Origin of the sequence: Campylobacter mucosalis, from assembly GCF_013372205.1 — a bacterium.
In the GTDB taxonomy this organism is placed as follows: domain Bacteria; phylum Campylobacterota; class Campylobacteria; order Campylobacterales; family Campylobacteraceae; genus Campylobacter_A; species Campylobacter_A mucosalis.
Genome location: NZ_CP053831.1, coordinates 1,458,289 through 1,484,125, shown reverse-complemented (window position 1 = coordinate 1,484,125; position 25,837 = coordinate 1,458,289). Strand labels below are relative to the sequence as shown.

The following is a 25,837-nucleotide window of genomic DNA, read 5'->3' as shown; positions in this document are numbered from 1 at the left end:
TTTCAATTTTAGACTGGATTTAATATGTGTAAAATTTTAAAATTTTTTATCATACTTCTCATGCCTGTGATTTTATTTGCAGAGCAAGACTATTTAAAGGTTGCGCAAAATATCAAAGACGCGTTTGTTGTCGTTATAAACGAGTATAAAGCTGGTAATGTCCAAAAGGCTGTTGCTGAAACACAAAACGCGTATTTTGGGCATTTTGAGTATATAGAGAGTGGCATTAGGATAAATATATCTGCTAAAAAATCCTACGCTATGGAGAAGCAGTTTGGCGATATTAGAAAGGCGATAAAAGCTGGTGAGAGCATAGAAGCCGTCCAAGCTAGAATAGACAGGCTAAATGCAGAGATTGAAGAAATTTTACCAAAAATCATAGGCGGGCATAAGCTAGTTGGCGAGTATTCTCAAGCTACACAAAATGTAGCACAGCTTGATCCGTCAAATTTCCCGCCGAAGTGGAAATTTGTATTTGAGAGCATTAGACAAAATTTTGATGATGCGATACAAAGCTATAATGATGACAAAAAAGATATAGCAAAAACTACTATAAATTCCCAAGCTAAATTTCAAAACTACCGAAACACAAAGCTAGAAGAGGCTATCCGCAAACAAATAAAAGACGGACAAAGCATAGACGCTGAGATACAAAGAAAGATGGGAGAGGCGATAAGTGGCGTTAATAACGGCATTAGTAAAGATGATTTTGCAGCAAAGCTAGACAGCATAGAAAAGCTCATTTTTGACGCCATATCTGCTCTGCCTGCTGGCTCTGATGCCATAGCTAATGTTGAGCTACCAACTGATGTCGAGCAAAGCAGTGCTGATTTTGCTCCGGTGGTAAAAAATATCAATGATAAAATGCTAGCGGTTTTAAGCGAGTATAAAAATAAAAATGTAGATAAAGCTATGGGCGACGCTCAGGATATTTATTTTGATGAATTTGAAGCTAGTGGTATGGAAAATAAAGTTGGTGCCATAGATGTAAATTTAAAGACAAATATCGAAGGAAGCTTTAGCTCCATCGTTGCCTTAATGAAATCAGGCAAGAGTGAAGATGAGATAAAAACAGCTATGGATAAGCTATCAGCTCAGCTTGATGAGGCATTAAAGCTTACAAGTGGCTCTAGTTCGCCGTGGTCGCTATTTATATGGTCGCTTACGATTATTTTGCGTGAAGGATTTGAAGCCTTAATAATAGTCGCTGCTGTAGTTACATATCTTGTAAAAACGGGCAACGTTTCAAAAATGGGCAAGATCGTTTATAGCTCAGTAGGCGTGGCTGTTATCTTAAGCTTTGTGATGGCGTGGATAATGAATATCATCTTTGGTCAAGCAGCAGGACAAAAGCGTGAGCTTATGGAGGGCATTACAATGCTTGTGGCTGTTGCACTTTTGTTTTATGTCGGCTTTTGGCTTCTTTCAAACGCAGGTGCAAAGAAATGGAATGAGTATATTAAAAGCCAGGTTGATGAATCCCTAAGTGCAAATTCTGCGACTGCTCTTTGGTGGACGGTATTTTTAGCTGTGTTTAGAGAGGGTGCCGAGACTGTTTTATTCTATCAAGCACTTATATTTGACGCTAAAGACGTGGCTGGATATAGTATGATAGCTGGTGGTTTTGCAGTTGGTCTTGTTGTGTTACTTGTTGTGTATTTTGTGTTTAAGTTTTTTGCTATTAAAATTCCTATCAAGCCATTTTTTATTTTTACGTCCACAATTATTTTTTATATGTCGATTGTTTTTGTCGGAAAGGGTATTATGGAGCTTGTTGAGGGTAAGGTTTTTGTGCCTACGACGATTGACGGGCTTAAATTCCCGCAGTGGGCTGGAAATTGGCTAGGACTTCAGCCATATTATGAAAGTCTTGTGCCACAAATTTTAATGATTTTAGCACTTATTGTTGGCATAGTAATTATAAAATCAAAACAGAAAAAATCTATTTAAAGGAGAAAAAAATGAATAAATTTTTAAGTTCAGCCGTAGCTTTGGCTTTAGCTGGTAGTGTTGCATTTGCCGGAGAGCACCCAATTGGTGAGCCTGTTGAGATTAATGGTATGGAAATTGCTGCTGTTTATCTACAACCAATCGATATGGAGCCAAAAGGTGTTGATCTAGCTCCTAGCCAGGCTGATATCCACCTAGAAGCTGATATCCACGCTATTAATGGAAACAAAAATGGATTTGGCGAGGGCGAGTGGATACCATATTTGAAGATAGACTACACTCTTAAAAACCTTGATAATGGCAAGGTAAAAAAAGGTGCGTTTATGCCTATGGTTGCGGCTGACGGCCCACACTATGGTGCAAACATCAAAATGGATACTGGCGTAGGTAACTATGAAGTGAAATTTGACATTAAAAGCCCTGAGTCACAAGGCTTTGGTCGCCACGCAGATAAAGAAACTGGAGTTGGCAAGTGGTTTGAGCCATTTAGTGTTACTTATAACTTCGCTTGGACAGGTGGCCCTGTTAAGTAATTTTTCGGGCGGAATTTATCCGCCTAATCTCATCTTATAGGGTTTTTTATGTCTATTTTTTTTACTCAAGTTATCTCTGCTCTTTTAGGCTTTGTCCTTTTTGCTGCTTTAAATGACAAAACAAAATATCTAAGAACTATCTTTTTGCCATCTTTTTTTGGTATTGTGGTTGGAATTTTAATTTTTAAAATCGCTAGATACGTACTTGTTGACGCTTCTGTTGAGGTGTTTTTTGACTGCGTGGGTCTATTTGCTCTGTTTGTGGCTTTTATTTGGATATTTTTTGAGTTTAAACCAGCAAAAATTTTAACCTTTTTTACTCTTGGTGTCTGTTACGCAGTTGCATATTCATCGGCTAGTGCGTTGTTTCCTTTATTTGCAGGAGAGCTTTTAGATACACAAAGCGTAATTAGCTTCTTTTTAATGCTTTTTGCGATGATTTTGCTGGTATTTTTATACTTTTTTATCTTAAATTTAAAAGATAGCATAAGTAGTGTCATTTTGAAATTTTTAAATATCTTGGTTTTGCTTTTGCTTATTTTTGAAAAGATGTCAATCACGACACTCCAGCTTATGAGACTTGGAAGCATACCTACGCAATCCTGGCTACTTTCGCTTGTTGCAAAGGGTATATATGTTTCTAGTTTTTCGGCTTATTTTTATCTATTTATCATCGCTGTTTTGGCTTTTTTAAGCTTTAATAATAGACCTTTGTTGCCAAACAAATTAGAGGTTGGCTCTGTAGCGTATAGATTCGTTTTAGCAAAGCTAAATTTCATCATCTCAAACGCAAAATCAGCCTTTATCTTAAGCCTTATAAGCCTTGTTTTTATGCTATATTATGATCTTTACGCATCTCGTCCACCACAAATTTCAGAGCCTATTTTGGTAGAACCAAAGGATGGGAAATTTAGATTTGATGTAGAAATGTTAAGTGATAACAAGCTTCACAGATATGCTTATATTACCGATGAGGGCAAGGAGGTTAGGTTTTTCTTGCTTAACCGCTTTGCTGATAGAACCTCGCCTGTGATAGTGTTTGACGCTTGTATGATATGTGGCGATATGGGCTATGTAAAACGCGGAAATGACCTTATATGTATAGCTTGTAACGTGCGTATTTTCTTGCCTTCTGTTGGCAAAGAGGGTGGTTGTAATCCTATCGTAATGCCATATAAATTTGATGGCAAAACTATTGAAGTCGAGCTTGACACCATACTAGGTGGTGCAGGTTTTTTCTCAAAAGTTGTTGAAAAAATGGTTACAGACCCTGTAAGTCGCAAAAAGGTAAGCAACCTAACATCAAGCTCGTATTTATACTACGACCGCGTTTATTTTTTTGAAAACAACCAAACTCAGGCAGAATTTGAAGCAAATCCGCAAAAATATGTTGATACAAACGGAACTCTAAAATGAAAAATATGCAACTTAGAATAATAAAAAGCTCCATAACTGGCTCAAGAGTACAAAAAACTATGGCATTTATAACGATATGTCTAGCTACCACTCTAATTGCTTGTATGCTAAATATAACGCTAAAAATAGGCGATGAGGTGGCTAGTGAACTTAGAGGATATGACTCAAATATCGTTGTTTTGCCTCGTGGCGAGAGTCTTAGCGTTGAGATAGAAGGTAGAAATTTCACCCCTTTAAAGTCGCAAAATTTCTTGCCAGAGGAGAATTTACACAAGATAAAAGAGATATTTTGGCGAAATAATATCGTAGCATTTGCGCCATTTTTACAAGTTGATATAAACGCTAGTAGCGGTAAGAGTTATAAAATTTTAGGCACATATTTTGATAAAAATATAGGCGTTAAAGACGAACCCGAGTTTAGCACTGGCGTAAAGACACTCTATGGCTTTTGGGGCATTCAGGGCGAGTGGGTCAAAGATGACAGTGTTGATGAAATTTTAGTTGGCGATGAGTTAGCTAAAAGAGAAAATTTCAAAGTTGGGGACAAAGTCAAACTTGGCTCTTATGACGTGAAAATAGTTGGAATTTTAAAAGGTGCAAGTGAAGATAGTGGTAAGATTATAAGCTCTCTAAAATTAGCACAACTTTTATCGGATAAGCCTGGCAAATTTCAAAAGGCTGAAGTTTCTGCAATGACTATACCTGAAAATGACCTGTCTCTAAAGGCACGTAGAAATTTAGATGATTTAGATAGTCTTGAGTATGATAAGTGGTACTGTTCAGCTTACGTAAGCTCGATCGCGTTTCAGATAGAAGAGGATTTTGCCGGAGTTAGTGCAAAGCCAAATTTGCAAGTTAGCGAGGCAGAGAGTAATATCGTAAAAAAGATACAAAGTCTAATGGGAATCGTAAGTATCATCGCTCTTATCGTATCAGCCATTGGCATTACATCTTTGATGACGAGTGAAATTTACCGTAGAAAAAAAGAGATTGGGTTATTAAAGGCGATTGGTGCTAGTAATTTTGAAATTTACGCCCTGTTTGCTAGCGAGAGCCTTGTTGTGGCATTTATCGCTGGTATAGCCGGGACTTTTTTAGGATATGCTCTAAGCTATTTAGTAGCTTACGCCATATTTGCACACGGCATTGGTATTGCGTGGATAGTTATGCCTATATCGGTTGCTTTTGCCCTGCTTATCTCGGTTGTAGGCTCACTTGCTCCGATGAGAAGTCTTATAAAATTACTACCAGCAGAGGTGCTATATGACCGCAAATAAATTTTTTATAAATACGATTTTTAAAAGCATTAAAAACGGCTCATCTCGTGTCGCGGTCATTGCTATATCTATACTTTTAGGTTCTTGTGTTTGTGGGGCTTTTATAAATGTCTATCTTGATATAGACTCAAAGGTTTCAAAAGAGCTTAAAACTTATGGTGCAAATATGATATTTTCTCCAAAAAATTTAGACGATGACACGATAGATGAGAATAAATTTGAAAATTTGCTAGTTAAGATACCAAACGAAAAGCTAAGAGGTGCTAGCGGGTATTTGTTTGCTCAGGCAAATATAGGCCCTACAAATGCCATTTTAATGGGCGTGAAATTTAGCACACTAAAGGTAGTTAAGCCGTTTTTAGACATAAGAGATGGTGCTATGATAAATCTAGATTTTGATGATAAAAATGCACTTATTGGTGTGGATTTAGCAAAACAGGCTGGATTTAAGGTCGGCGATGAGATAGATTTGCGTGCTATTGGCTCAAATTACGGCGAAAAGGTTAGGATAAAAGGAGTCGTCGCAACAGGCGATAAAGAGGATGGGCTTCTTATTGTCTCTTTAGCTTTAGCACAAAAAATCGCGTCCCAGCCAAATAAGATAAACTACGCAGAAGCCGTTGTGGATGGTAAATTTGATGAGATAAACCAACTTTCAAAAGAGATGAGCGTGGATGAAATTTTGGCAAAACCAGTCGCAAAGGTTTCAAAATCTGAAGGGCTTATCCTAGATAAAATAAAACTTTTAATGGCTCTTGTTTCGTTAGTCATACTTTTAATCACGTCAATGTGCGTAAATACGACGCTTTCTGCTATTTTGCTTTCACGCTCTCGTGAGATTGCCTTGCTTAGAGCTATAGGGGCTAGTAGAAAAAATGTGCTAAATTTATTTGGCGCGGAAACGTTTATTATAGCGTTTATGTCGGCTGTTACGGGTGCTTTTTTAGGATATGTGTTGGCTCAAATTTTAGGATATGCGATATTTGATTCTAGTATTGATTTTAGATGGCTAAGTGTGCCAGTGGCTACTGCTCTTTCGCTATTTTTTGCAGCTCTTGCCGCGTTTTATCCGATAAAAAGAGCGTTAAATAGCAAAATGGCAGAAATTTTAAGAGGAGAGTAGATGAATGCTATTGAGGTAAAAAATATATGTAAATTTTTTGGCGATGTAAAAGCATTAAATGATATAAATTTTGAGGTAAAAAGGGGCGAGTGGGCTAGTATTATGGGCCCAAGCGGTAGTGGCAAAAGCACCCTTGTAAATATCCTATCGCTTATGGATACTCCAACGTCTGGATCGTATCTAGTGGGCGGGGAGGATGCTAGTTGTTTAGATGATGAGCAGACGCTAAAATTTCGCCGTGAAAAGATAGGGCTTATATTTCAGCAGTTTCATCTAGTCCCATACCTAAATGCACTTGAAAATGTGATGATATCTCAGTATTATCATAGTGCTGTAGATGAGGAGCAGGCAAAAAAAGCACTAGAAGCTGTGGGGCTTTCTCACAGGCTTGATCACTTGCCTAGTCAGCTAAGCGGTGGCGAACAGCAACGCCTTTGTATTGCAAGATCGCTTATAAATGACCCTGAAATTTTAATCGCAGATGAGCCAACTGGCAACCTAGATGAGGCAAATGAAAAGATCATACTTGATCTGTTTTGCAAACTAAGAGGCGAGGGTAAGACTATACTTTTAGTCACTCACAACCCAGAGCTTGGCGAATATGGCGATAAGATAGTTTATTTAAGACACGGCAGATTAGAAAACATCCGCCAAATTTCAAAATAGTAGGTTTTATGAGAAAATTTTTATTGTTTTTTATCGCATTTTTTTTAAGTGCTTGTGTGAGCGAATATGACAAGCATCATATTACACTAAATGATCCAAACGGCGTAGATACGCAATTCTCTCCAAAAGATAAGTCGTTAAAGATAGATAACAAGCCGTTTTTGCTATTCTTTTTTGGCTTTGATTGTGGGGTTTGTAAAAAGCAAATTCCTGACTTAAACGAGCTTTATATCCAGTATGCTAATGATATAAATTTTATCGCGATACTTGGTCCTAGCAAGGGTTTTGATAAAGATATGGCACTTTTAAACGAGCACAATGTAAAATTTAAGAGTATAAGTGATAAAATTTCGGTTGATTATTTTAGCAAGGCTGTTGGCGGAGTTATGGGTGTTCCTGTCGTTTATATATATGATAAAAATGGCAAAATGCGTTCTAAATTCATAGGTCTTACTCCAAAAAGTGTGCTAGAAAAAGAGATAAAACTCGCTTTATAAGGCAAAAAATGAAAAATTTTCTTCTAGCTATCTTTGTAGCTATATCGTTTAGTGCGTGTGCTAGAGGCATTCCGTCTATATCTGCAAGCACTTCAGAGCCAATGTTTGTCACTCCAAAAAGTGGCGAAAATAGGGTTTTTGTAATGTTTAAAAATAGTGCTGGTATATCTGAAAACAACACAACAACATACGTTGTAAATGAATTTGTAAAAAATGGCTTTGTGTTAGCTGATGATATAAAAAATGCTGATTTTGTCGTACTTGGCGATGTGATTGGATTTCAAAGAGTTGAGGTTAGAGACTATGACGCGTTTATGAATTTTGGCTTTGGCAGAAGGTATAGTAGTATTGGTTTTGGCTTTCCGCTCTTTAGGGATTATGATGAGAGTTACACAAATAGCTACTATTATCAGATGAGTGCAAGTGTGCAAATTAAGACAAAAAATGGCGACACAAAAAGCACAAATATAAGCTTAAAAAGTGGCGGACACACTTACTCGCCAAGCTATATTTTGCCATATTTTAATGAGCGTTTAGCAAAACAGGTTGTTGGATTTTTTTATAAAATTTAGGAGGTTTTATGCTTGTTAATCAAACGTATGAAATTTCATCTTGCGATGATGTTGAGCTTGGCATAAAACGCGACTCAAAGCTAGAATTTAGACTGTGTTATGATGATAGTCAGGATTTAAAGGCGATTGTATTTATAGTGCCAGGTCTTGGCGGAGATGTTGATGAGCAGTATAGAGAGCATTTAGCTCAAGGTGTGGCAGCAGATTATGGCGTGGCAGTTGTGAGTGTGAATTACCATTGTATCGGTAACAGACCGCATATTGGAGCCGGTTATACCTTAGATGAGACTGACTGGGTTATTTTGCAAAATTCTTTAAAAACTGCAGGTATGGTTTTACCCCCCCCCATTAAGCTAGAAAATTTTACCACACTTGATACGATTGCTGTTTTGCTTCAAGCTATAAATGATGACATAGAAGAGAAGAAGCTAAAAAACGAGCTTGATAGCGACTTTAAAATGGGCGTTCATCTTAGCCTTGTGCCTACAAAGGGTGAGTATCAAAATTTTGGCATTATGCAATCGCTTGATATTTTAAATGCACTTCTTTTTGTTAAAAACCTAGACGGCTTTTCAAACCTACCTGTTGTGATGGTAGGAGGCTCGCACGGCGGATATTTAGCGCACATGACTGCTAAAATGGCTCCTTGGCTGATTGATGGCGTGATAGATAACAGCTCTTATGCAAAACATCTTTGGAGACTTATAGGTTTTGGTAAGCAGATAGATTATAGAAAATTTTCGTGCTATATGGCTGATAATTTTTTTAAAAACATTAATGTCTATGCCTCGGATAAAACACACTGGACGCTTGATAAAAACTCACCAAATTACTTTAGCCCGGCACACGAAGAGATACGAGATATACTAAATTTGGCTCATTTAAAGACGCAAAGTGAGTATAAAAAGCCAATTTACATAAGCTATCACTGCACAAAAGATACAAATATCGCACCTGCTGATGACAAGGCAAGACTATATGAAATTTTAAACTCACTCGGTTTTGACGCTACGCTTAATATGATAAGCGATGAGAGTCAGATTGACGGCAGATTTATAAAATCGCTAAGCCACGGTATGGGTATGTCATACAAGCTTCTTATACAAAAGGAGCTACCAAATTTGCTAAGCAAAATTAATAAAACGCAGATATCTAGCAAAAATAGCATAAGTTATATCAGTGATGATAAAGTTTTTAAATTTAGCCAAGAAGATGATCGCATAAAGTTAGAAATTTCTCTAGCAAAATAGGTGGGTTTCCCCACCTAAGTCTACTCTTTGTAGGCAGATTTTGTTTCAACTCCTCTTATTACGACACGCTTTCGGTATACGTTTGATACCTCTGTTGCGTCTCCAACAAGCAGAGCATTTGTAGCGCATATCGCTGCACACATAGGCACTTTGCCCTCTGCTATGCGGTTTTGACCATATAGCTCAAGCTCTTCGTGCGAGAACGTCTCCTCAGGACCCCCAGCACACATTGTACATTTATCCATCTCGCCTTTTATGCCAAAAGCACCGTCGCGTGGGAACTGCGGTGCTCCAAATGGACAAGCATAAAGGCAGTAGCCACAGCCTATGCACTTATTTTTATCGTGAAGCACGATACCATCGGCTCTGATATAAAAACAATCCACCGGACAAACTTGCTCACAAGGTGCGTCTGTGCAGTGCTGACAAGCAATAGTTGTACTAACCTCTTTGCCTAAAACTCCGTCATTTATAGTAATGACCTTACGGCGATAAATTCCCACAGGGACTTCGTGAGCCGAAGAACAAGCAACTTGACAACCAAAACAGCTGATACATCTATCAGTATCTACATAAAATTTCATTCTTGCCATTGCTTGCTCCTTACTTTGCTATCTCATCAAAAAATTGGGTTTTAAAGCCCATTGGCTCAGCCTTTTCTATGCGACAAAGACCAGCGTTAAACTCTGAAATTTGCGTAACTGGGTCAAAGCCATAGTTTGTAATCGTATTTGAACTCTCGCCAATAGCATAAGGCTTAGTGCCCTCAGGATAGCGATCACTTATATCTACGCCCTGCATAACACCCGCAAAGTTATATGGTAAGCAGATACGATCAGGCGTTACCGTTTCGTTGTGATAGCATTTTACCTTTATCTTTGTGCCTTGTGGGCTGTGTATCCACATCATCTCGCCGTCTTTTATGCCCTTATCAAGTGCTAGTTCTGGATGAACGTATGCAAACATTTCAGGGGTGATAGCAGATAGATATTTACTAGTTCTCTCAAGCATACCAGCACCGCTTAAATTTACAAGACGCATTGAGCTTATGATAGTTGGGAAATCCTTACTCCAATCTTGCTTTTGTTGCTCTGATTTAAATTTCACTTCAACGCGGAAATTTTTAGCCTGATCATCAATAGCAGGATACTTTTGAACTAAATCCCAGCGTGGCGAGTGTAGAGGTTCTCTATGTTTTGGAATTTGATCTATAAATTCCCAAACTAATGCCCTAGCACGAGCGTTACCATAAGGAGCGATACCAGCTTCACGGCATTTTTCTAGGATTATACCGCTATAATCGGTCGTCCAGTCTTCGCCCATTTTATCTTTTTCCTCTTGAGTTAGCGTTATACCTAGCACTTCTTCGATGTTTGCTTTAGTTATTTGTGGATAGCCACCTTTAACTTTTGCGTCTTTTATGCTGATATTTTCATCTGCTAACTGGCTAACTCCGTTATGCTCAAGCCCAAAGCGATTTCTAAATCCGCTTCCGCCCTGTGTATAAGGTTTGCTTGTATCGTAAAGTATCGGAGTGCCTGGGTGTTTTGCGTCCCAGCAAGGCCACGGAAGTGAGTAGTATTCGCCTTTAACCTCTCCGCCAATACCCATAAGCGTATCAGGATCAAAATTTTCCCAGTTTGCTTGGTGACGTTTTAGTCTTTCAGGTTGCCAACCAGTTAACCCTATTGAGCGACCCATTCTAGCCATTTCTCGTGTGGCGTCTTCTGGCCACTCAAAGCTATCTTTGACAACTTCAAGGTTATCGTTCATTCTTAATGATTTTGTATATTCGTCATAAAAGCCCCATTTTTTAGCAAATGCAAACATAACTTCGTGGTCAGGTTTGCTCTCATAAATAGGATCTACAACCTTACTTCTCCACTGACCAGCTCTATTTGTGGCAACAACTGTTCCGCTATTTTCAAACTGAGTAGCCACTGGTAAAATATACACGCCGTCTTTTCTATCACTTAGTATCGCAACCTCATTTACAAATGGCTCAGCGACAACTAAGAGATCAAGTCTATCGACAGCCTCTTGAATTTTGGTTAAGTGTGCCATAGAGGTTATGCCGGTTCCTTGAACCCAAAGCACTTTTAACTCGCCACTTGAGAAGGTTTTCTCCTCTTTTAGGACGCCTTGCCACCATTTTGAAAGCGACCAGCCTTTTTCGTTTCTCCAAGTTCTATCCTCTGGGTTTTTAGGATCGTGGTAGAAATACTCTTTGAAATTTGTGCCTTTAACAGGTGCTCCACCTTGTTTTGGCTCTTTTGTTGATACCGCAAAGCGTTTAATAAACTCATCAAATTCAACGCCCCAGCCCTTACAAAAGTACTTCCAAGCCTTATCGCCAAGTCCATAGTATGTTGATAGAGTGTCTGCTAGGTTACCCATATCTGTTGCACCTTGAACATTATCGTGTCCGCGTATGATAAGACAGCCAGTGCCTGGTTTTCCAACATTTCCAAGGACAAGTTGTATGATAGGCAGTATGCGGGTATTTGAGCTACCAACAGAGTGCTGTGTGATACCAAGTGACCAAGCTAGAGCACCTGGCTTTGTGGTTGCGTATAGTTTTGTAATTTGAATTAACTGCTCGGCAGGAACGCCAGTTACGTTTTCCACCTCTTGCGGTGTCCATTTTTGTGCTTCTTTGCGAATTTCATCTATACCGTAAGTTCGCTCAGCTATAAATTTCTTATCTTCCCAGCCATTTTTAAATATTAGATGTAGCATACCATAGGCAAACGCTATATCTGTTCCAGGTCTTACACGAACGTAATGATCAGCCTTTGCTGCTGTCTTTGTAAAAACCGGATCTACTACTATTAGTTTTGCATTATTTCTATCTTTTGCTTGTAAGAAGTGCTTCATACCGCCCACTGGGTTTGCAACAGCAGGGTTTGCACCAAATACTATTATGACTTTTGAATTTGCTGCTGTATCTCCAAAGTGGTTTGTCATCGCGCCATAACCCCAAGTATTCGCCGCTCCGGCGACTGATGCGCTATGTCAAATACGTGCAACGTGATCTATATTGTTTGAACCCCAAAATGCTGCAAATTTTCTAAAATACCAAGCTTGTTCGTTGCTAAATTTAGCAGAACCTAAAAACTCAACGCAGTCTGGACCGTGTTTTTGACGTATCTCAAGCATTTTATCGCCGATTTCGTTTACAGCGGTTTCCCAGCTTATACGCTCCCACTTTCCATTTACCTTTTTCATTGGGTATTTTATGCGTTGTTTTGATTTTGTTAAGTCGATTTGATCGATACCTTTACAGCAGTGGCTACCTTGTGAAATAGGGTGAGCTACCGCCATATCCTGACGCATCCAAACACCATCTCTTACCTCTGCTTCAATACCACAGCCTGCTGAACATATTGAGCAGATTGTTCTTACTTTTTTTGAGCCTGGATATTGCGACGTAGCAGTTCCTCCAGCCTTTTTTAGCGTCTTGTCTTGCGAACCAAATAGTGCAGTAGATGTTGCACCGATTGCTGCAAGTTTTAAAAATGAACGCCTTGCAATTCTTGCCTCACTCATCTTCTCTCCTAATAAGCGACCTTATAAAATTTTTCCCACGCTTCACTTTTTTGGTAAAGCACCTCTTTTTTATTTGACTTGCCTTTAACCACGCCGTTATCGTCTGGCTCGGTGGCTACTTTTGAACTAGCTACCGCACTTGTGGCGATCATGGCAGTAGTTGCAGTTCCTATTTTGAAGGATTTTTTTAAAAATTCCCTTCTATCTTGCGTCATTACAACTCCTTTTAATTTTAGATTATGTAAAATTTGCATATTTCTAACTCCATCTCAGCGCATATATGGGTGTATGCAAATCATACGAATCAACCAAAAGCCTAATTTTAGGCAACTCCGTTTAGTAAAACTATAAATTTTACGTATTGTGCAAATTTAGCATAATACGTAGGAATAAAAATTGAAATTATAAAACTATTTTTTATATTTAAAATTAGTTTTATAAAATAGCCTAAAAATAGTTATTTTTCTATGACATTTTTAGTGAAAAATGGCTTTTTTGATAAAATAAATTAATTTTTTATAGCATAGTTATATAAAAATCAAAAAATATATAACTTAAAAAAATATAAAAATTTATAAACTACCTGTTAAAAATGTTTATTAAAATATGCAGTAATACTTAGTAAAATTTTTTTGAAATTTTTTCATATTTTTTTATGAAAATAGTTATTAAAATTTTAAATATTTATATATAAGAATACCCATAAATTGACCTCATATTTACTTAAATTTTGGTTAATTTAAGCTATTATTAATATGCAATTAAGGCATATTTAAGCCAACTTTAACTTTAAAAACTTATATTTTTTTAAGTCTGTGAGCTAAGCCAAAGTGTGATAAAGTTCTCAAAATCCGAAAATCCGTCCATACGGATAAGTTAAAGGAAAGGCAGTGAGTGCGCAGTTAAGCGAAAAAGATAGCATACTAAATGCTAGAAAAATTTACTATCTTTTATTTTCGCGACTTTTTATGTTTTCTAGCAGCAAAAATCGCTTTAGTAATGTAGTAGAAATTTTAGATCAAATAAACCAAGCACCATTAAATAGCCAAAGCCAAGAGGCTTCACAATCGCTTATTTTAAAATTCCAAAATTTAGATCTGATAGCACAAGAATTTGATGACATTTTTCACACTCCTCCATCGCCAGTTAGAAACACATTTTCTTTCTACGAAGAGGGTTATGAGGCTGGTAGAGCGTGTGCAAGAGTAAGAGGGCTTTTAGCAAAGACTGATATAAGACGCGATGAGAGTGAATTTAAAGAGAACGAAGATAATGTTGGCTTTTGTTTTGCTTTTATGTTTGAGCTTATATCTAAGGCTTTAAATGGTGATGAAAAGGCAGATGAGCTATCAAAAGAGCTTTTTACTACGATTATAAATCCTTACATTGATGAGTTTATAGAGGCTATAAATTCACACAAAGAGGCAAATGCTTACATTGATATAAATGTTTTACTAAAGAGCTTTATAGAATTTGAGAGAATCTACTACGAGGCACCAAAGCCAGTTGTAGAAAAGAAAATAAAAGAGGTTGATGGCATATCACGATCTGAAGCATTACGAAGAGAACAAAATAGAGCAAGAAGAAAAGCTGAGAAAAATTTACAAGAGAGAAAGGAGTAAAAATGCAAAAGCAAGATAGACGCGAGTTTTTAAAAAAGCTTATGCTAGGAACTAGTGCGGTCGGTGCTATGGCTGTTGGTGCTAAAGCCCTTGAAGTCAAGGAAGACGAGCACTCAAAACAAGTTTTGTATAAAAGAAACAAGACTTGGGAATTTTACTATAAACAAGCAAAATAAAAATTTTAAAAATAAAACGAAAGGAAGAAGATGAGAGAAAATGCATCACCATTAGTTGGTAGGCGTTCTTTTCTGAAAATGGCATCTTTGGGTGCTGCGGTTGGCGTAGGCACTGCATTTGCCAGTGGCGTTACTAGAAAAGCAACTGCTCACGAAATAGGCAATCCATATCCAGGTTCAAAATTTGTAAAATCAGTTTGTACGATTTGTTCAGTTGGCTGTGGCGTTATAGGCGAAGTTGAAAATGGCGTTTGGGTTAGACAAGAGGTAGCTCAAGATCACCCAATTAGTGCAGGTGGACACTGCTGTAAAGGTAGCGACGTTATAGATATGGTTCGCTCACACTGCCGTGTAAAATACCCAATGGTAAAAGAAAATGGCAAATGGAAGCGTATAAGCTACACAGAAGCACTTGATAGAATAGGTGAACAACTAAAAAAATATCGCGAGAAAAACCCTGAGCAAGTAATGTTTTTGGGTTCAGCTAAAGATAGCAACGAGCAGAGTTACTATATCAGTAAATTTGCTGCGATGTTTGGGACAAATAACCTAGATCACCAAGCAAGAATTTGACATAGCGCAACAGTCGCCGGTGTGGCGAATACGTGGGGTTATGGCGCGATGACAAACCACCTTGGAGATATCCAAAACTCAAAATCTATATTTATAATAGGTGCAAACCCAGCGGTAAATCACCCTGTTGGTTTTAGACACTTCTTAAAAGCTAAAGAGAATAATGGTGCAAAGATTATAGTTGTCGATCCTAGATATACTAGAACGGCAGCAAAGGCTGATTATTTTGCTCAAATTCGCCCAGGAACTGATATACCATTTATGTATGGTATGATACATCTTATATTTAAAAATGGCTGGGAAGATAAGAAATTTATAGCTGATCGAACTTACGGCATAGATGAAATTCGCAAAGAGGCTGATAAATGGACGCCAGAAGTTGTCCAAGATGTAACTGGCGTAAAAGCTGAAATTTTAAAAGAGATAACAGAAGTTTTTGCTAAAAATACCCCTGGCTGTGTTGTTTGGGCTATGGGTCTAACACAGCACACAATAGGTAGTTCAAATACTCGTATAGCTCCGATTTTGCAGCTAGTTTTAGGTAATATGGGTAAATCTGGCGGAGGCTGTAATATCCTTAGAGGACACGATAACGTTCAAGGTGCAAGCGATATGGCAAACGCACCAGATAGCCTACCAGGATATTATGCTAAAAATGAGACAACTTGGAAATATTTTGCAAAAATGTGGCAAGTTGATTACGAGTGGCTACAAAAGAACTATGTAAAACCTGAGTGGATGAACAAACCAGGCTTTACACTAGCACGTTGGTGGGCTGGAGCACTTGACGGCAAAAACGGCAACGATGCTATTGACAATGCTGGAGATAGCCTAAAAGCACTTGTTGTAATCGGAAATGGCATAACTTCAACAGCACAACAAGCAAAAGTGCAAGAGGGCTTGGATGCTCTTGAGCTTTTAGTTTTAATCGATCCATTTGTAAATGACGCTGGTGTTATCACAAATAAAAAAGATAATATATTTTTACTTCCTGCTGCGTCACAATTTGAAAATTGCGGAACCGTTGTGGCTACAAACAGAAGCGGTCAGTGGAGAAGCAAGATAACAGATCCTTTATATGAGAGCAAACCAGATCACGAAATTTTATTTGAACTTGCAAAACGTTTAGGATTTTATGATGAGCTTACTCGCACAATCCGCGATACAAACGGCAATATCGAGTGGCCTGAAGCTGCAACACGCGAGATAGCGCGTATTGTTAAGTCAATTGGCTTGACTGGCTGGACGCCTGAGCGTTTAAAACGCCACCAAGAAAACTGGGATAAATTTGATGAAAAAACCCTTCTTGGTAAACCAGGCACTCCTGTTGAGGGCGAATACTACGGTCTGCCTTGGCCTTGCTGGACTGAGACGCACCCAGGAAGTCCAAATTTATATGATATAGACACTCCTGTTGCAAAGGGTGGTATGGGCTTTAGAAACCGCTTTGGTTTAGAGCATAATGGCGTTAATCAATTAGCCGCAGAGGGTTCTGCACCTGTTGGTGGAGCTGTAAGTGGTGGATATCCTGAGATTACAAAAGCAAATATTGAAGCGGTTTTAGGTATTAAACTTACTGATGAAGAGCGTGAGCAAATGGGTAACACGTGGGCGACTGATGGAAGCGGAATTATTGCACAAAAATGTATGCAAAAAGGTATCGCTCCTTATGGTAACGCACGTGCTAGGGCTATTGTTTGGACGTTTGTTGATCAAATTCCAAAACACCGTGAGCCACTTCACTCTCCACGCCAAGATTTAGCAGAGAAATATCCAAGCTTTGAGGATAAGCCAAACCACTTCCGTGTATTTACAAAGTATAAAGGGCTTCAGCTAAGTAAGAATTTCTCAAAAGAATTCCCAATTAACCTAATCACAGCTCGTCTTGTAAATATGAGTGGTGCTGGTATGGAAACTCGTGCTAGTAAGTATCTTGCACGTTTAACTCCTGAGATGTTTGCAGATATCCACCCAGATTTGGCAAAACAGCATAACTTAAAAGATGGCGATATGGTTTGGATATACTCTCCTGAGGGCACAAAGATAAAGGTAAAAGCTCGTATAGTTCCGTCTGTGCTTCCTGATATGATATTCTTGCCGTTCCACTTCTCAGGCGTTATGCAAGGCGTTGATATGACGGGAAATTTCCCTGACGGAACTAAGCCGTTTGCTTGGGGCGAGAGTGCAAACACCGTTACAAACTACGGATATGATATAGTCACACAAATTCCTGAAACAAAAGGTGGTTTGTGTAGGATAGAAAAGGCGTAAGGAGGCGAATATGGAAAAATTTAACGATGCACAAAGACTAAAATTTTATTGCGATGATGATAGATGTATTGATTGCAATGGCTGTGCAGTAGCTTGTGACGAAGCTCACGAGTTGCCAATAGGTGTTCGCCGCCGCCGTGTTATAACACTAAACGAGGGCATACAAGGCAAAGAAATTTCAACTTCTATCGCTTGTATGCACTGCGAAGACGCACCTTGTTCACTTGTTTGTCCGGTTGATTGTTTTCACATTAGACCTGACGGGGTTGTTCTTCACGATAAAGAGGTATGTATAGGTTGTGGCTACTGCCTTTATGCTTGTCCATTTGGTGCACCTCAGTTTCCTAGAGAGGGAATTTTTGGTGCAAAAGGCGCTATGGATAAATGCACAATGTGTGCTGGTGGCGTAAATACACAAACAAACTCAGAGCACGAATTTGAAGAGTATGGTCAAAACCGCATAGCAGAGGGCAAAGTACCTGTATGTGCGGCAATGTGTTCGACTAAAGCTTTACTTGTGGGAGAATCTGCTATAATTGAACAGATTTATCTTGATCGGGTCAGCGCAAGAGGATATGGTGTTAAAAACATCAAAGAATCTCCGACTTGGAAAATCGCGTATTATACAAAGGATAGAGTATGAGAGTTATATTAGCTTTTATTGCCTGTGTGATGAGTGCGTTTGCGCTTAATCTACCGGACGGAACAAACCAGTATGATAGCAATGTTTGGGCTGCAGGTAGAGTTGAAAACATAAAAGGCTACGAAGACGGAATGGGTAAAATTTTTACCTTTATACAGGGTAATGATTATTTTGCGTACGGCGTTGTAGCTATTATTTTGGCTGTTATTGGTGCGTTTGCTTTACACTTTTTAATCATAGGACCAAAACACTTTAGTCACGATGGTAAAAAGGTGTATGCATTTGATATAGTTGAGCGTGTATCTCACGGAATAGCTGCTATTTCGTGGGTTATTTTGGTTCCAACTGGTATCATTATGATGTGGGGTAGTGCTTTTGGTGGCGGTGCGTTTGTGAAATTTATGAAAGATTTACACGGACTATCTACTATCGCGTTTGCTATATCTGTATTGCCGATGATGTTTTATTGGACTATTAGAATGCTTCCGGTAGTTTATGATATTCGCTGGATGTTTATAGTAGGTGGATACCTTTCTAAGAAAAAACGCCCAGTTCCTGCGGGTAAATTTAATGCTGGTCAAAAGGCTTGGTATTGGGTAGCAATACCTGGTGGTCTTGTTATGATAGCTACTGGTGCTGCTATGTACTTCCTTGATTTTAAAGCAGTTCCTGTTGCTACTTGGATTGGAATTTCTCAGATTGAGGTTTTACGCTGGAGTGCTGTTATACACAATATTTTAGGTATAGTGTGTGCAGTATTTTTCTTAGTTCATATCTATATGGCTGCTATTGCTATTCACGGAGCTATATGGTCTATGGTTACAGGCTATAAAGAGGAGGAAGAGGTTTATGTACTTCATCACTACTGGTATCAAGAGCTTGTTTCTAAGAATAAAATTCCAGTTTCAGAATACGAAAAAGTTTATGATAAACTAAAATAACAAAGGCTCCAATCGGAGCCTTTTTAAATTTAAAAGATATAAAATGCAACCTATTTTTACTATGACGATAACAAAATTCAAAGCAAACGATAGTTTTGAGTGTGATGATATTTTGGTCAGAGAGATAAAGCTTGATATAAATATAAATGGCATACGAGTTGGTTCTATGATGGCAACGCCAACAGATCTTGAGCCACTTGGCATAGGTTATCTTTTAAGCGAAAATATCCTAAGCTCATTTTCTGATGTAAGTAGCGTAAAATTTAACGAGAGTGAACTTGTGCTAGACGTTAAAGCAGAAATTAACGAAGATAGTTTAAAAAATCACACTGCAGAGGCGGTTATCATAAGTGGTTGTGGCAGAAGCGTGACAGCAAATGTTGATCCTAAAAATTTAAAATCAAAAATTATAGAAAACGGCATAAAATTTCAACGAGCAGAAATTTCAAAACAGATGAGCGAGTTTTACACCCAGTGCGATCTTTATGAAAAAACTGGCTGTGTGCATACTGCAAAGCTAAAAATCGATGATAAATTTTACATAGGCGAGGATATAGCACAGCACAACACAATCGACAAAGCTATCGGAAAAGCCGTAATGGACGGAGCTAATCTAAACAAAGGGCTTTTAATGGTAAGTGGTCGTTTAAGCTCAGAAATGGTCGTAAAGGCGGTTACAAACGGCATACCAGTGCTGGTTTCTCGCACGGCACCAACTAGTCTTGGGGTTTTAATAGCTAGAAAATTTAACCTAACTCTTTGTGGTTTTGCACGCGGAGAGAATTTAAACGTTTATAGTGCTTCGGAGCGAATTTATGCGTGATTTGGTAGCACAAAGTATAAAAAAATTTGTAAATAAAAATGGCAGACTTGATTGTGGGACGGCATTTAAAATTTCAGATAAACTCGGCGTTGATATCGGACTTGTTGGCGAGATAGCTACCCAGCTTGGCATAAAGATTGACGCTTGTGAGCTTGGTCAGTTTGGCAAACTTCCTATCGATTTTGGAAGCGTATTAACATATAAAAATTTACAGCCAAATATCGATGAAAAGCACAGGATAACCTGTTTTGACGCAAGGGCGGCAGCACAGGGCGTTGGTATGAAAAAGATCAGATCTACTTTGCGTGATTACAACATAGATGTAAAATACTGCCAACTTGGCTGTTTTAAGGAAAAAAAGGGAAAGAAAATGATAGTAAAGACAAAAACTTGGATAGAAAATAGCGAGGGCGAGTTGCTTTTTGGCAAGGGTAAAACCGAAGTTTTAGAGGTTATCGCAGAGGCTGGAAGTATTGTAAAAGCAGCTGAAATTTTGGGTATGAACTATAAAAAATGCTGGACACATCTTCAAATTTTATCTAAAAATTTAGACGAAGAGCTAGTCGTCACACAAAAGGGTGGTGGCGAAAATGCTGGAACTACCTTAAACCCACGTGCGTATGAGCTCATAAACGCCTATAAACAGCTTCAAAGAGATATAGAGGACTTTGCAAATAAACGCTTTAAAGAGCTATTTTTAAGCGATCAAAAAGATAGGGTTACAAACCAGTAACCCATTAAAATCCGTGGATTCGCCTTAGCTCGTCATCTATTGGTTTTTTTCTGCCGTCTTTTGTGACGCTCACATAGGTGGCAACCGCACTTGTGACGTGTATACATTCGCGAAATCCACCCTCGTTTAGCCTTAGAGCGGTTACTTCTATCTGCGTTTTTATCGAAGTTTTGCCGACGTTTGTTATTTTTGCGTAGCAACTTACCACATCGCCTATGAAAACAGGCTCTTTAAATACAACCTCTTGCATAGAGATAGTCACAACTCTCTCTGGAGCTACCTCGCGCGCTGCTGTTGCACCGGCTAGGTCGATTTGACTAAGTATCCAGCCGCCAAAGATATTACCTGCTGAGTTTGTATCCTTTGGAAGTGCTACAACTTTTATACGAGGTTCGCCAAAATCTTTTAGAATTTGCATATTAATCCTTTGTGTTTATAAAATTTTATTTTACAAAAAGTATGATAAAATCACACACAAATTATAAAGGAAAAATATGAATAATTTTAAAAGATTAGCAGAAATTTTAAAAAATAGTAAAAATGAGTTAAACTCTCTTTATAAAACTCTAGATGGTAAAATTTTGGACGACGCTTTGGCTGTAAGTGGGCTTAGCGGGAGTAAATCTGAGCGTATGGCACTGCTTCGTAGGATAGTTGATTTAAAGGTTGATCCGCTAGAAAATGAGCTAAAAAAGCTAGGCAAAAGCGACGAGCAGATAAAAACTATCAAAAAATCGATGTTTGAGTTTGTAAAAAATTTATATGAAAAACGCTTTTTAGACCTTATATTTCGTGTCCAAAATGAGAAAATTTTAGATGAGTTTAATCTAGCTATTATAAGACTTATGCACGATTGTGGCGTGGTTTTAAATGGTTGGCAGGTTGCTTGGGAGGAGCATATTTTAGATACGATAAATGCCGAGTTTGACGCTAAATTTGACACACAAAAAGAGGCTAGTGAGTTTTGCGATAAATTTGAGCTTTTTATGCGTGATGAGTATGCAAATAAGGCTGATAGAGTATATGGTGCGGTTATAAAAACTGGCGATACTTATGAGCTAAAGCCATACGCTGTCGTGTTTGAAAAATATGTAAAAGAGCTATCTTTGAAATTTGATAAAAATATAGAAATTTTAACAAAACTTGCAAAAAAAGAAGCCCATCAAAGCTATATAACATATTTTAAAAAGCTAAAAGAGGCGTTTTGTGAGCGTGATACAAATCGTGTGATTTTGGCGTGGCAAAATGCTGAAAAGGCTTGGATGAGCGTAAGGGGTGAACTTCAGCCGGGACATCCGCTTGAGTATTACGAAGATGCATACACTCACGCTGTGGCACTTGAGTGGGACATTAGACTTGCTGGTAGTAGCGAGGTTGATGAGGCGAAATTTAAACAAAACATCATCTCTTCATACGAGCAAATTTGTAAAAATATAGGCTCAAACAATCCTTTAATGAACGCTCAAGTTGTCCAAAATGTAAATCGCACACAGCTTTATGTATCGGTGCCTTTGATATTTTATGGTGCTGAGTTAAATGGGCTTTTTTCGGCTCAAGTCGTGCCAAACGATGAAAGCGTAAGCCAGAAGTGCGGAAAGAAAATTTTTGCCTTTATAGATCACGTTTATGAGAGCGCAAAGGCAAAGCCGTTTATGAAGCTTAGCTCTGAAATTTTTAGCAAAGATTTTTTGGATTTTAACCGCGAAATTTTGTTTTTAAAGCCAAATGTTTGGAAAAAAGTTTATGAAATTTCGACTATTGGGCACGAGTTTGGGCATATTTTATTTATCGATAAAGATACCGAAACTACGATGAATAAAAGTGGTGTGTTTAAATTTATAGAGGAGTATAAGGCGACTACTGGTGGGCTTATTAATTTTTTCTTTCACGAGCAAGATGAGTATAAGATGGCTGTTTTTGCCGAGCTTATAGCAAGGTCGGTCGGGCTTATTGCATGGAGAGAGGTTAGCGAGGTTAGGGCGTATTATTGCGAGGGGCTTATACATTTATCGCTACTTTTTAGCTCTGGTGTTTTAAAATTTGATGATAAAATTTTAAGCATTGATTTTACTCAAAGTGGTTATGAGCGTTTTAAAAAGGCTTGTTTGGCAAACTATGAGCTTTTGGCAAAACACTACTCAGACAAGCTAGAAGCCGGTGAGTTTTTATCTAAATTTTGTATAAATGATAGCATATCTTATTTGCCAAAAGATACGAAAACTGCTGATTTTGTGCAGTATTTTTATGACAGATATAAAGCCATTGGTAACGAGCTAGACGATAGTGATGAGTGGACTAAGTGGCAAAAAAGGGCAAATGAGATATAATCGGCTAAAATTTAAATAGGTTTTTTAAGTGAAAAATAGATTTCCAATATCAACGCTGTTGTCTTGTTTTGTTATCTTTGTTTTGTTTGCTGCTTATATTTATGCACTTGATTATGATAGAAAAGATTTAGCAAACGCTCTATCTGTTGTATTTAGCATGTCTATGGCAATTTTTATGCTTAAACAACTTATGACTTGCAATTGTGTTGATTTTAAGTGGGGAAATATTGTTGCATCATTTGCGGTTTGGGGTTTTGCTGATTGTATCTTTATAACATATGAAACTGATACTATCGGAGATAACTTTATTCTCCATAGTGTCTATGCTATGCCAGTATTTTTTATGTTCATATCTTTTATATCTATTGGATACTCGTATTTTAGGCACTCATCTATCATTCAGGCACGTATAGACATTAGTGTGATTTTTATCGCTTCTATGGGATTTTTGCTCTCTTTCTTATCTGAGCAAAATTTTGCAAATAACATCTCAAATGCAAATTTTTTCTTTAACACATTTTATATTTTTATCGATGTTTTTATATTTTTAAGCTCGCTTTTTATGATGTTTTCTATTAGAAATTTATCAGAGTATAAAGATACAAGGATACTTCTTATAGGTTTTGCAATTTATGGGTTTTATGATGTGTTTTACTCCATTAACGATATTAACGGCAAGTTACTTGATAATACATTTGCTGATGCTATGTTTTTTATTGTTTTTATCGTGTTTTTTGTAGCTTCTTTGTATGCAAAAAAATACAAGAATATTAGGTTGGATGAAAATTTTGGAGTTGGCGTTTTAAAAAAGACTTTGCTTTTGGTTTTTATGCCTATTTTAAAATATATATTTGATGATAATTCAGAGATGACATACATTATTTTTATGTTAGTTTTGGCTCTGTTTTATGCTATTTTATCGCTAAACATAGCTAGTAACACACAAAGTAGATTAGCCATTGAGAGCGAGAAGGCTCAAAAGGCAAAACTAAAAAGAGAGATACAAGAGTATGTCGCCAAACTCGAACATACAAACAATCAACTTAACGAGCAAAGCAAGTATGATTACCTTACAAAAGCCTACAACAGACCATACTTTCTAACGCTTTTATCTGAGATGATTAAGACAAAGGATCTTGGAGAGCAGATAAATGTTTATAGTATAGATTTAAATCGTTTTAAGACTATAAACGATAGCCATGGGCATTATGTTGGCGATGAGGTGCTTGTAAAGTTGATTGAAAGTTTAAAAGAAATTTTGCCACCAAATTCGATAATAGCAAGATTTGCAGGAGATGATATAGCTATAGCTACCAAAAAACGAGAGCTACAAAATGACTATGTCGAATTTGCCCAAAAACTGCTAAAACGCATACGTGTACCAATTACGATAGATGGCATAAAGATAAATTTGAGTGCCAAAATAGGTGTGGGTTTTACACAAACTAGTCAGATAAAAGTTGAGGACTTACTTGCTAAATCTTTGGCTGCGCTTAATAAAGCAAAGAGCGATACAAAGCATAGTTTTGTGCTTTATGATGAGGAGCTTGGCAATGCACTTTTGCAAGAAAATAGCATACAAATTTTACTAGATAGTGTGAAATTTGATAAGGAATTTAGCCTAGTTTATCAACCCCAGTATGAAATTAATGGCAAAAAACTAATAGGCGCTGAAGCTCTTATAAGGTGGCACTCGCCGATAAAAGGCTTTATCTCTCCTGGGCTTTTTATACCTATTGCTGAGCAAAGTTCAATTATAGTAAACATAGGCAAGTGGGTTAGTAAAAAAGCGATAGAGAAAATCGCCTACATTAATAAAACTTACAACACAAATTTAAAGATGAGCATAAACGTTTCGCCAAAGCAGATAGATAGCGTAAATTTCGTAGATAATATGCTAGATACCATAAACTCTTGCGATGTTAAAACCAGCTCTGTTTGCTTTGAGATTACTGAGATGAGCTGGATGAGCAACGAAGAGATTATTAAAGAAATTTTACAAAATTTTCAAGATAACGGTATAGACGTTGCCATAGATGATTTTGGAACGGGTTTTTCATCGCTAAGTTATATCAATAAATACAAAATTAACAAGCTAAAAATAGCCAAAGAGTTAGTCGATGACATCCAAACCGATGATGTAAGCAAAGATGTCGTAAGAGCTATCATCGCCCTAGCTAAGACGCTGGGTATAAAAACTATAGCAGAGGGCGTTGAGAGCGAGGAGCAGCTAGAAATTTTAAGAGATTTTGGCTGTGATGAGGTGCAGGGTTATGTTTGGAGTAAACCACTGCACGAGTCCGATTTTGAAGCGTTAGTTCAAAGGATGAGTGGCAGGGCTTAAAATTTGCCCTCTATTACATTTTGATAGTTTAAATTTTCAAATTTTAGTATATATTTGCCTGATTTTTTTGCCAAAGCACTTATGATGTGTTCGCACTTTGGTTTTGGCAAAATTATATACAAAGTGCCGATATAAACGACGTAAACACCAGCCGTTTCGTAAATTTCAGTTATTTGGCTATACGCAAAACGCTCCTTTGCTTCATTTTCATAAAAGCTAAACTCATCGTCAAAAAGCTCGATAAACATTGTTTTGTTTAGCTCATTTTCATTTTTTAGCCGTTTTAAAATTTTTAGCCGTTTTTGCTTTAAAAATTTTGGATAAAAAATCAGCCACAACACGCCAAGCACGATACCAGCGACCGATAGATACTTAATGCTAAATAGTTTCTCGATTATAAAAAATGCTATCATCAGCTCAGCAAAAATGCCAAGTGTATTAAACTTAAGCATATTTCTAGCCTTTTTTGAGCCAAAAATAGCAAGTGTTTGATACTCTAAAATATCCTGTGATGTCAGTATCAACTCTTGTTTCATAACCACTCCTTTAAA

23 protein-coding genes and 1 pseudogene are annotated in these 25,837 nt (G+C 37.6%); 18 read left to right on the top strand and 6 right to left on the bottom strand.

Annotated features, from left to right (window positions below):
* The first annotated feature begins 24 nt into the window (after positions 1–24).
* The 9 genes from CMCT_RS07670 to CMCT_RS07630 are packed head-to-tail and all read left to right on the top strand — an operon-like array spanning position 25 to position 9,284.
* A complete protein-coding gene (locus CMCT_RS07670) occupies positions 25–1,950 on the top strand; it encodes an FTR1 family iron permease (protein WP_034968408.1) in 1,926 nt (641 codons plus the stop codon).
* Positions 1,951–1,961: 11 nt separating this feature from the next.
* Positions 1,962–2,483, top strand: coding sequence for an iron transporter (locus tag CMCT_RS07665; protein WP_034968410.1), 522 nt, complete (start codon positions 1,962–1,964; stop codon positions 2,481–2,483).
* A gap of 48 nt (positions 2,484–2,531) precedes the next feature.
* Positions 2,532–3,899: a Fe-S-containing protein gene (locus CMCT_RS07660; RefSeq protein WP_034968412.1), complete on the top strand. Its 1,368-nt coding sequence runs from the start codon at positions 2,532–2,534 to the stop codon at positions 3,897–3,899.
* Positions 3,896–5,176 (top strand): ABC transporter permease, encoded by a 1,281-nt coding sequence (locus tag CMCT_RS07655; protein WP_034968414.1) that lies wholly within the window; start codon positions 3,896–3,898, stop codon positions 5,174–5,176. The genes CMCT_RS07660 and CMCT_RS07655 overlap by 4 nt, the downstream gene beginning before the upstream one ends.
* Complete coding sequence (locus CMCT_RS07650; protein WP_034968416.1) at positions 5,163–6,299, top strand: ABC transporter permease; 1,137 nt, start codon at positions 5,163–5,165, stop codon at positions 6,297–6,299. The genes CMCT_RS07655 and CMCT_RS07650 overlap by 14 nt, the downstream gene beginning before the upstream one ends.
* The gene (locus CMCT_RS07645; RefSeq protein ID WP_034968418.1) at positions 6,300–6,965 is read left to right on the top strand and encodes an ABC transporter ATP-binding protein; all 666 of its coding nucleotides are present in this window, start codon (positions 6,300–6,302) and stop codon (positions 6,963–6,965) included. It begins immediately after the preceding gene.
* Positions 6,966–6,973: 8 nt separating this feature from the next.
* Positions 6,974–7,462: a TlpA family protein disulfide reductase gene (locus CMCT_RS07640; protein WP_034968420.1), complete on the top strand. Its 489-nt coding sequence runs from the start codon at positions 6,974–6,976 to the stop codon at positions 7,460–7,462.
* A gap of 8 nt (positions 7,463–7,470) precedes the next feature.
* Positions 7,471–8,034, top strand: coding sequence for a hypothetical protein (locus CMCT_RS07635; RefSeq protein WP_034968422.1), 564 nt, complete (start codon positions 7,471–7,473; stop codon positions 8,032–8,034).
* Positions 8,035–8,042: 8 nt separating this feature from the next.
* Complete coding sequence (locus CMCT_RS07630) at positions 8,043–9,284, top strand: DUF2920 family protein (protein ID WP_034968424.1); 1,242 nt, start codon at positions 8,043–8,045, stop codon at positions 9,282–9,284.
* Between the two features lie 20 nt (positions 9,285–9,304).
* Here CMCT_RS07630 and fdh3B (CMCT_RS07625) read toward each other — a convergent pair whose 3' ends face one another.
* From fdh3B (CMCT_RS07625) to CMCT_RS07610, 4 genes and pseudogenes are all read right to left on the bottom strand, one after another.
* Entirely contained in the window at positions 9,305–9,877 is a 573-nt protein-coding gene (fdh3B, locus tag CMCT_RS07625; RefSeq protein ID WP_034968427.1) for a formate dehydrogenase FDH3 subunit beta, read from the bottom strand.
* Positions 9,878–9,887: 10 nt separating this feature from the next.
* A complete protein-coding gene (locus CMCT_RS07620) occupies positions 9,888–12,512 on the bottom strand; it encodes a formate dehydrogenase subunit alpha (protein WP_425321205.1) in 2,625 nt (874 codons plus the stop codon).
* 108 nt (positions 12,513–12,620) lie between these two features.
* Positions 12,621–12,833, bottom strand: a pseudogene (locus CMCT_RS09610) (hypothetical protein); the annotation flags it as partial.
* Between the two features lie 8 nt (positions 12,834–12,841).
* A complete protein-coding gene (locus tag CMCT_RS07610) occupies positions 12,842–13,048 on the bottom strand; it encodes a twin-arginine translocation signal domain-containing protein (RefSeq protein WP_034968435.1) in 207 nt (68 codons plus the stop codon).
* 675 nt (positions 13,049–13,723) lie between these two features.
* Between CMCT_RS07610 and CMCT_RS07605 the strand changes: the two genes are divergently transcribed.
* From CMCT_RS07605 to CMCT_RS07575, 7 genes are read left to right on the top strand one after another with little or no spacing between them, the layout of a single operon-like run.
* Entirely contained in the window at positions 13,724–14,455 is a 732-nt protein-coding gene (locus tag CMCT_RS07605; RefSeq protein WP_171993416.1) for a TorD/DmsD family molecular chaperone, read from the top strand.
* A 2-nt stretch (positions 14,456–14,457) separates the two neighbouring features.
* Positions 14,458–14,631: a twin-arginine translocation signal domain-containing protein gene (locus tag CMCT_RS07600; RefSeq protein ID WP_169753296.1), complete on the top strand. Its 174-nt coding sequence runs from the start codon at positions 14,458–14,460 to the stop codon at positions 14,629–14,631.
* A gap of 30 nt (positions 14,632–14,661) precedes the next feature.
* Complete coding sequence (locus CMCT_RS07595) at positions 14,662–17,475, top strand: formate dehydrogenase subunit alpha (RefSeq protein ID WP_176325093.1); 2,814 nt, start codon at positions 14,662–14,664, stop codon at positions 17,473–17,475.
* 10 nt (positions 17,476–17,485) lie between these two features.
* The gene (gene fdh3B / locus CMCT_RS07590) at positions 17,486–18,118 is read left to right on the top strand and encodes a formate dehydrogenase FDH3 subunit beta (RefSeq protein ID WP_034968443.1); all 633 of its coding nucleotides are present in this window, start codon (positions 17,486–17,488) and stop codon (positions 18,116–18,118) included.
* A 29-nt stretch (positions 18,119–18,147) separates the two neighbouring features.
* Positions 18,148–19,059, top strand: coding sequence for a formate dehydrogenase subunit gamma (locus tag CMCT_RS07585; protein WP_236844961.1), 912 nt, complete (start codon positions 18,148–18,150; stop codon positions 19,057–19,059).
* A 43-nt stretch (positions 19,060–19,102) separates the two neighbouring features.
* Entirely contained in the window at positions 19,103–19,882 is a 780-nt protein-coding gene (gene fdhD / locus CMCT_RS07580; protein ID WP_176325092.1) for a formate dehydrogenase accessory sulfurtransferase FdhD, read from the top strand.
* Positions 19,875–20,615: a winged helix-turn-helix domain-containing protein gene (locus tag CMCT_RS07575; protein ID WP_034968448.1), complete on the top strand. Its 741-nt coding sequence runs from the start codon at positions 19,875–19,877 to the stop codon at positions 20,613–20,615. The genes fdhD and CMCT_RS07575 overlap by 8 nt, the downstream gene beginning before the upstream one ends.
* Positions 20,616–20,619: 4 nt before the next feature.
* On the opposite strand, the gene CMCT_RS07570 is transcribed toward CMCT_RS07575, so the two are convergent.
* Positions 20,620–21,033 (bottom strand): acyl-CoA thioesterase, encoded by a 414-nt coding sequence (locus CMCT_RS07570; protein WP_034968450.1) that lies wholly within the window; start codon positions 21,031–21,033, stop codon positions 20,620–20,622.
* Between the two features lie 76 nt (positions 21,034–21,109).
* Here CMCT_RS07570 and ciaB point away from each other — a divergent pair, with 76 nt between their 5' ends.
* Positions 21,110–22,942 (top strand): invasion protein CiaB, encoded by a 1,833-nt coding sequence (ciaB, locus tag CMCT_RS07565; RefSeq protein ID WP_034968453.1) that lies wholly within the window; start codon positions 21,110–21,112, stop codon positions 22,940–22,942.
* 28 nt (positions 22,943–22,970) lie between these two features.
* On the top strand, positions 22,971–25,286 hold the full coding sequence (locus CMCT_RS07560) for a putative bifunctional diguanylate cyclase/phosphodiesterase (protein WP_051654867.1): 2,316 nt from the start codon (positions 22,971–22,973) through the stop codon (positions 25,284–25,286).
* On the opposite strand, the gene CMCT_RS07555 is transcribed toward CMCT_RS07560, so the two are convergent.
* A complete protein-coding gene (locus CMCT_RS07555) occupies positions 25,283–25,822 on the bottom strand; it encodes a YcxB family protein (protein ID WP_034968456.1) in 540 nt (179 codons plus the stop codon). The genes CMCT_RS07560 and CMCT_RS07555 overlap by 4 nt on opposite strands.
* Between the last annotated feature and the right edge of the window lie 15 nt (positions 25,823–25,837).

What these genes read in the sequence shown, in the direction of transcription:
- CMCT_RS07670 (WP_034968408.1), top strand. Translation starts at nt 25, where the DNA reads ATGTGTAAAATTTTAAAATTTTTTATCATACTTCTCATGCCTGTGATT.
- CMCT_RS07665 (WP_034968410.1), top strand. Translation starts at nt 1,962, where the DNA reads ATGAATAAATTTTTAAGTTCAGCCGTAGCTTTGGCTTTAGCTGGTAGT.
- CMCT_RS07660 (WP_034968412.1), top strand. Translation starts at nt 2,532, where the DNA reads ATGTCTATTTTTTTTACTCAAGTTATCTCTGCTCTTTTAGGCTTTGTC.
- CMCT_RS07655 (WP_034968414.1), top strand. Translation starts at nt 3,896, where the DNA reads ATGAAAAATATGCAACTTAGAATAATAAAAAGCTCCATAACTGGCTCA.
- CMCT_RS07650 (WP_034968416.1), top strand. Translation starts at nt 5,163, where the DNA reads ATGACCGCAAATAAATTTTTTATAAATACGATTTTTAAAAGCATTAAA.
- CMCT_RS07645 (WP_034968418.1), top strand. Translation starts at nt 6,300, where the DNA reads ATGAATGCTATTGAGGTAAAAAATATATGTAAATTTTTTGGCGATGTA.
- CMCT_RS07640 (WP_034968420.1), top strand. Translation starts at nt 6,974, where the DNA reads ATGAGAAAATTTTTATTGTTTTTTATCGCATTTTTTTTAAGTGCTTGT.
- CMCT_RS07635 (WP_034968422.1), top strand. Translation starts at nt 7,471, where the DNA reads ATGAAAAATTTTCTTCTAGCTATCTTTGTAGCTATATCGTTTAGTGCG.
- CMCT_RS07630 (WP_034968424.1), top strand. Translation starts at nt 8,043, where the DNA reads ATGCTTGTTAATCAAACGTATGAAATTTCATCTTGCGATGATGTTGAG.
- fdh3B (WP_034968427.1), bottom strand. Translation starts at nt 9,877, where the DNA reads ATGGCAAGAATGAAATTTTATGTAGATACTGATAGATGTATCAGCTGT.
- CMCT_RS07610 (WP_034968435.1), bottom strand. Translation starts at nt 13,048, where the DNA reads ATGACGCAAGATAGAAGGGAATTTTTAAAAAAATCCTTCAAAATAGGA.
- CMCT_RS07600 (WP_169753296.1), top strand. Translation starts at nt 14,458, where the DNA reads ATGCAAAAGCAAGATAGACGCGAGTTTTTAAAAAAGCTTATGCTAGGA.
- fdh3B (WP_034968443.1), top strand. Translation starts at nt 17,486, where the DNA reads ATGGAAAAATTTAACGATGCACAAAGACTAAAATTTTATTGCGATGAT.
- CMCT_RS07585 (WP_236844961.1), top strand. Translation starts at nt 18,148, where the DNA reads ATGAGTGCGTTTGCGCTTAATCTACCGGACGGAACAAACCAGTATGAT.
- fdhD (WP_176325092.1), top strand. Translation starts at nt 19,103, where the DNA reads ATGCAACCTATTTTTACTATGACGATAACAAAATTCAAAGCAAACGAT.
- CMCT_RS07575 (WP_034968448.1), top strand. Translation starts at nt 19,875, where the DNA reads ATGCGTGATTTGGTAGCACAAAGTATAAAAAAATTTGTAAATAAAAAT.
- CMCT_RS07570 (WP_034968450.1), bottom strand. Translation starts at nt 21,033, where the DNA reads ATGCAAATTCTAAAAGATTTTGGCGAACCTCGTATAAAAGTTGTAGCA.
- ciaB (WP_034968453.1), top strand. Translation starts at nt 21,110, where the DNA reads ATGAATAATTTTAAAAGATTAGCAGAAATTTTAAAAAATAGTAAAAAT.
- CMCT_RS07555 (WP_034968456.1), bottom strand. Translation starts at nt 25,822, where the DNA reads ATGAAACAAGAGTTGATACTGACATCACAGGATATTTTAGAGTATCAA.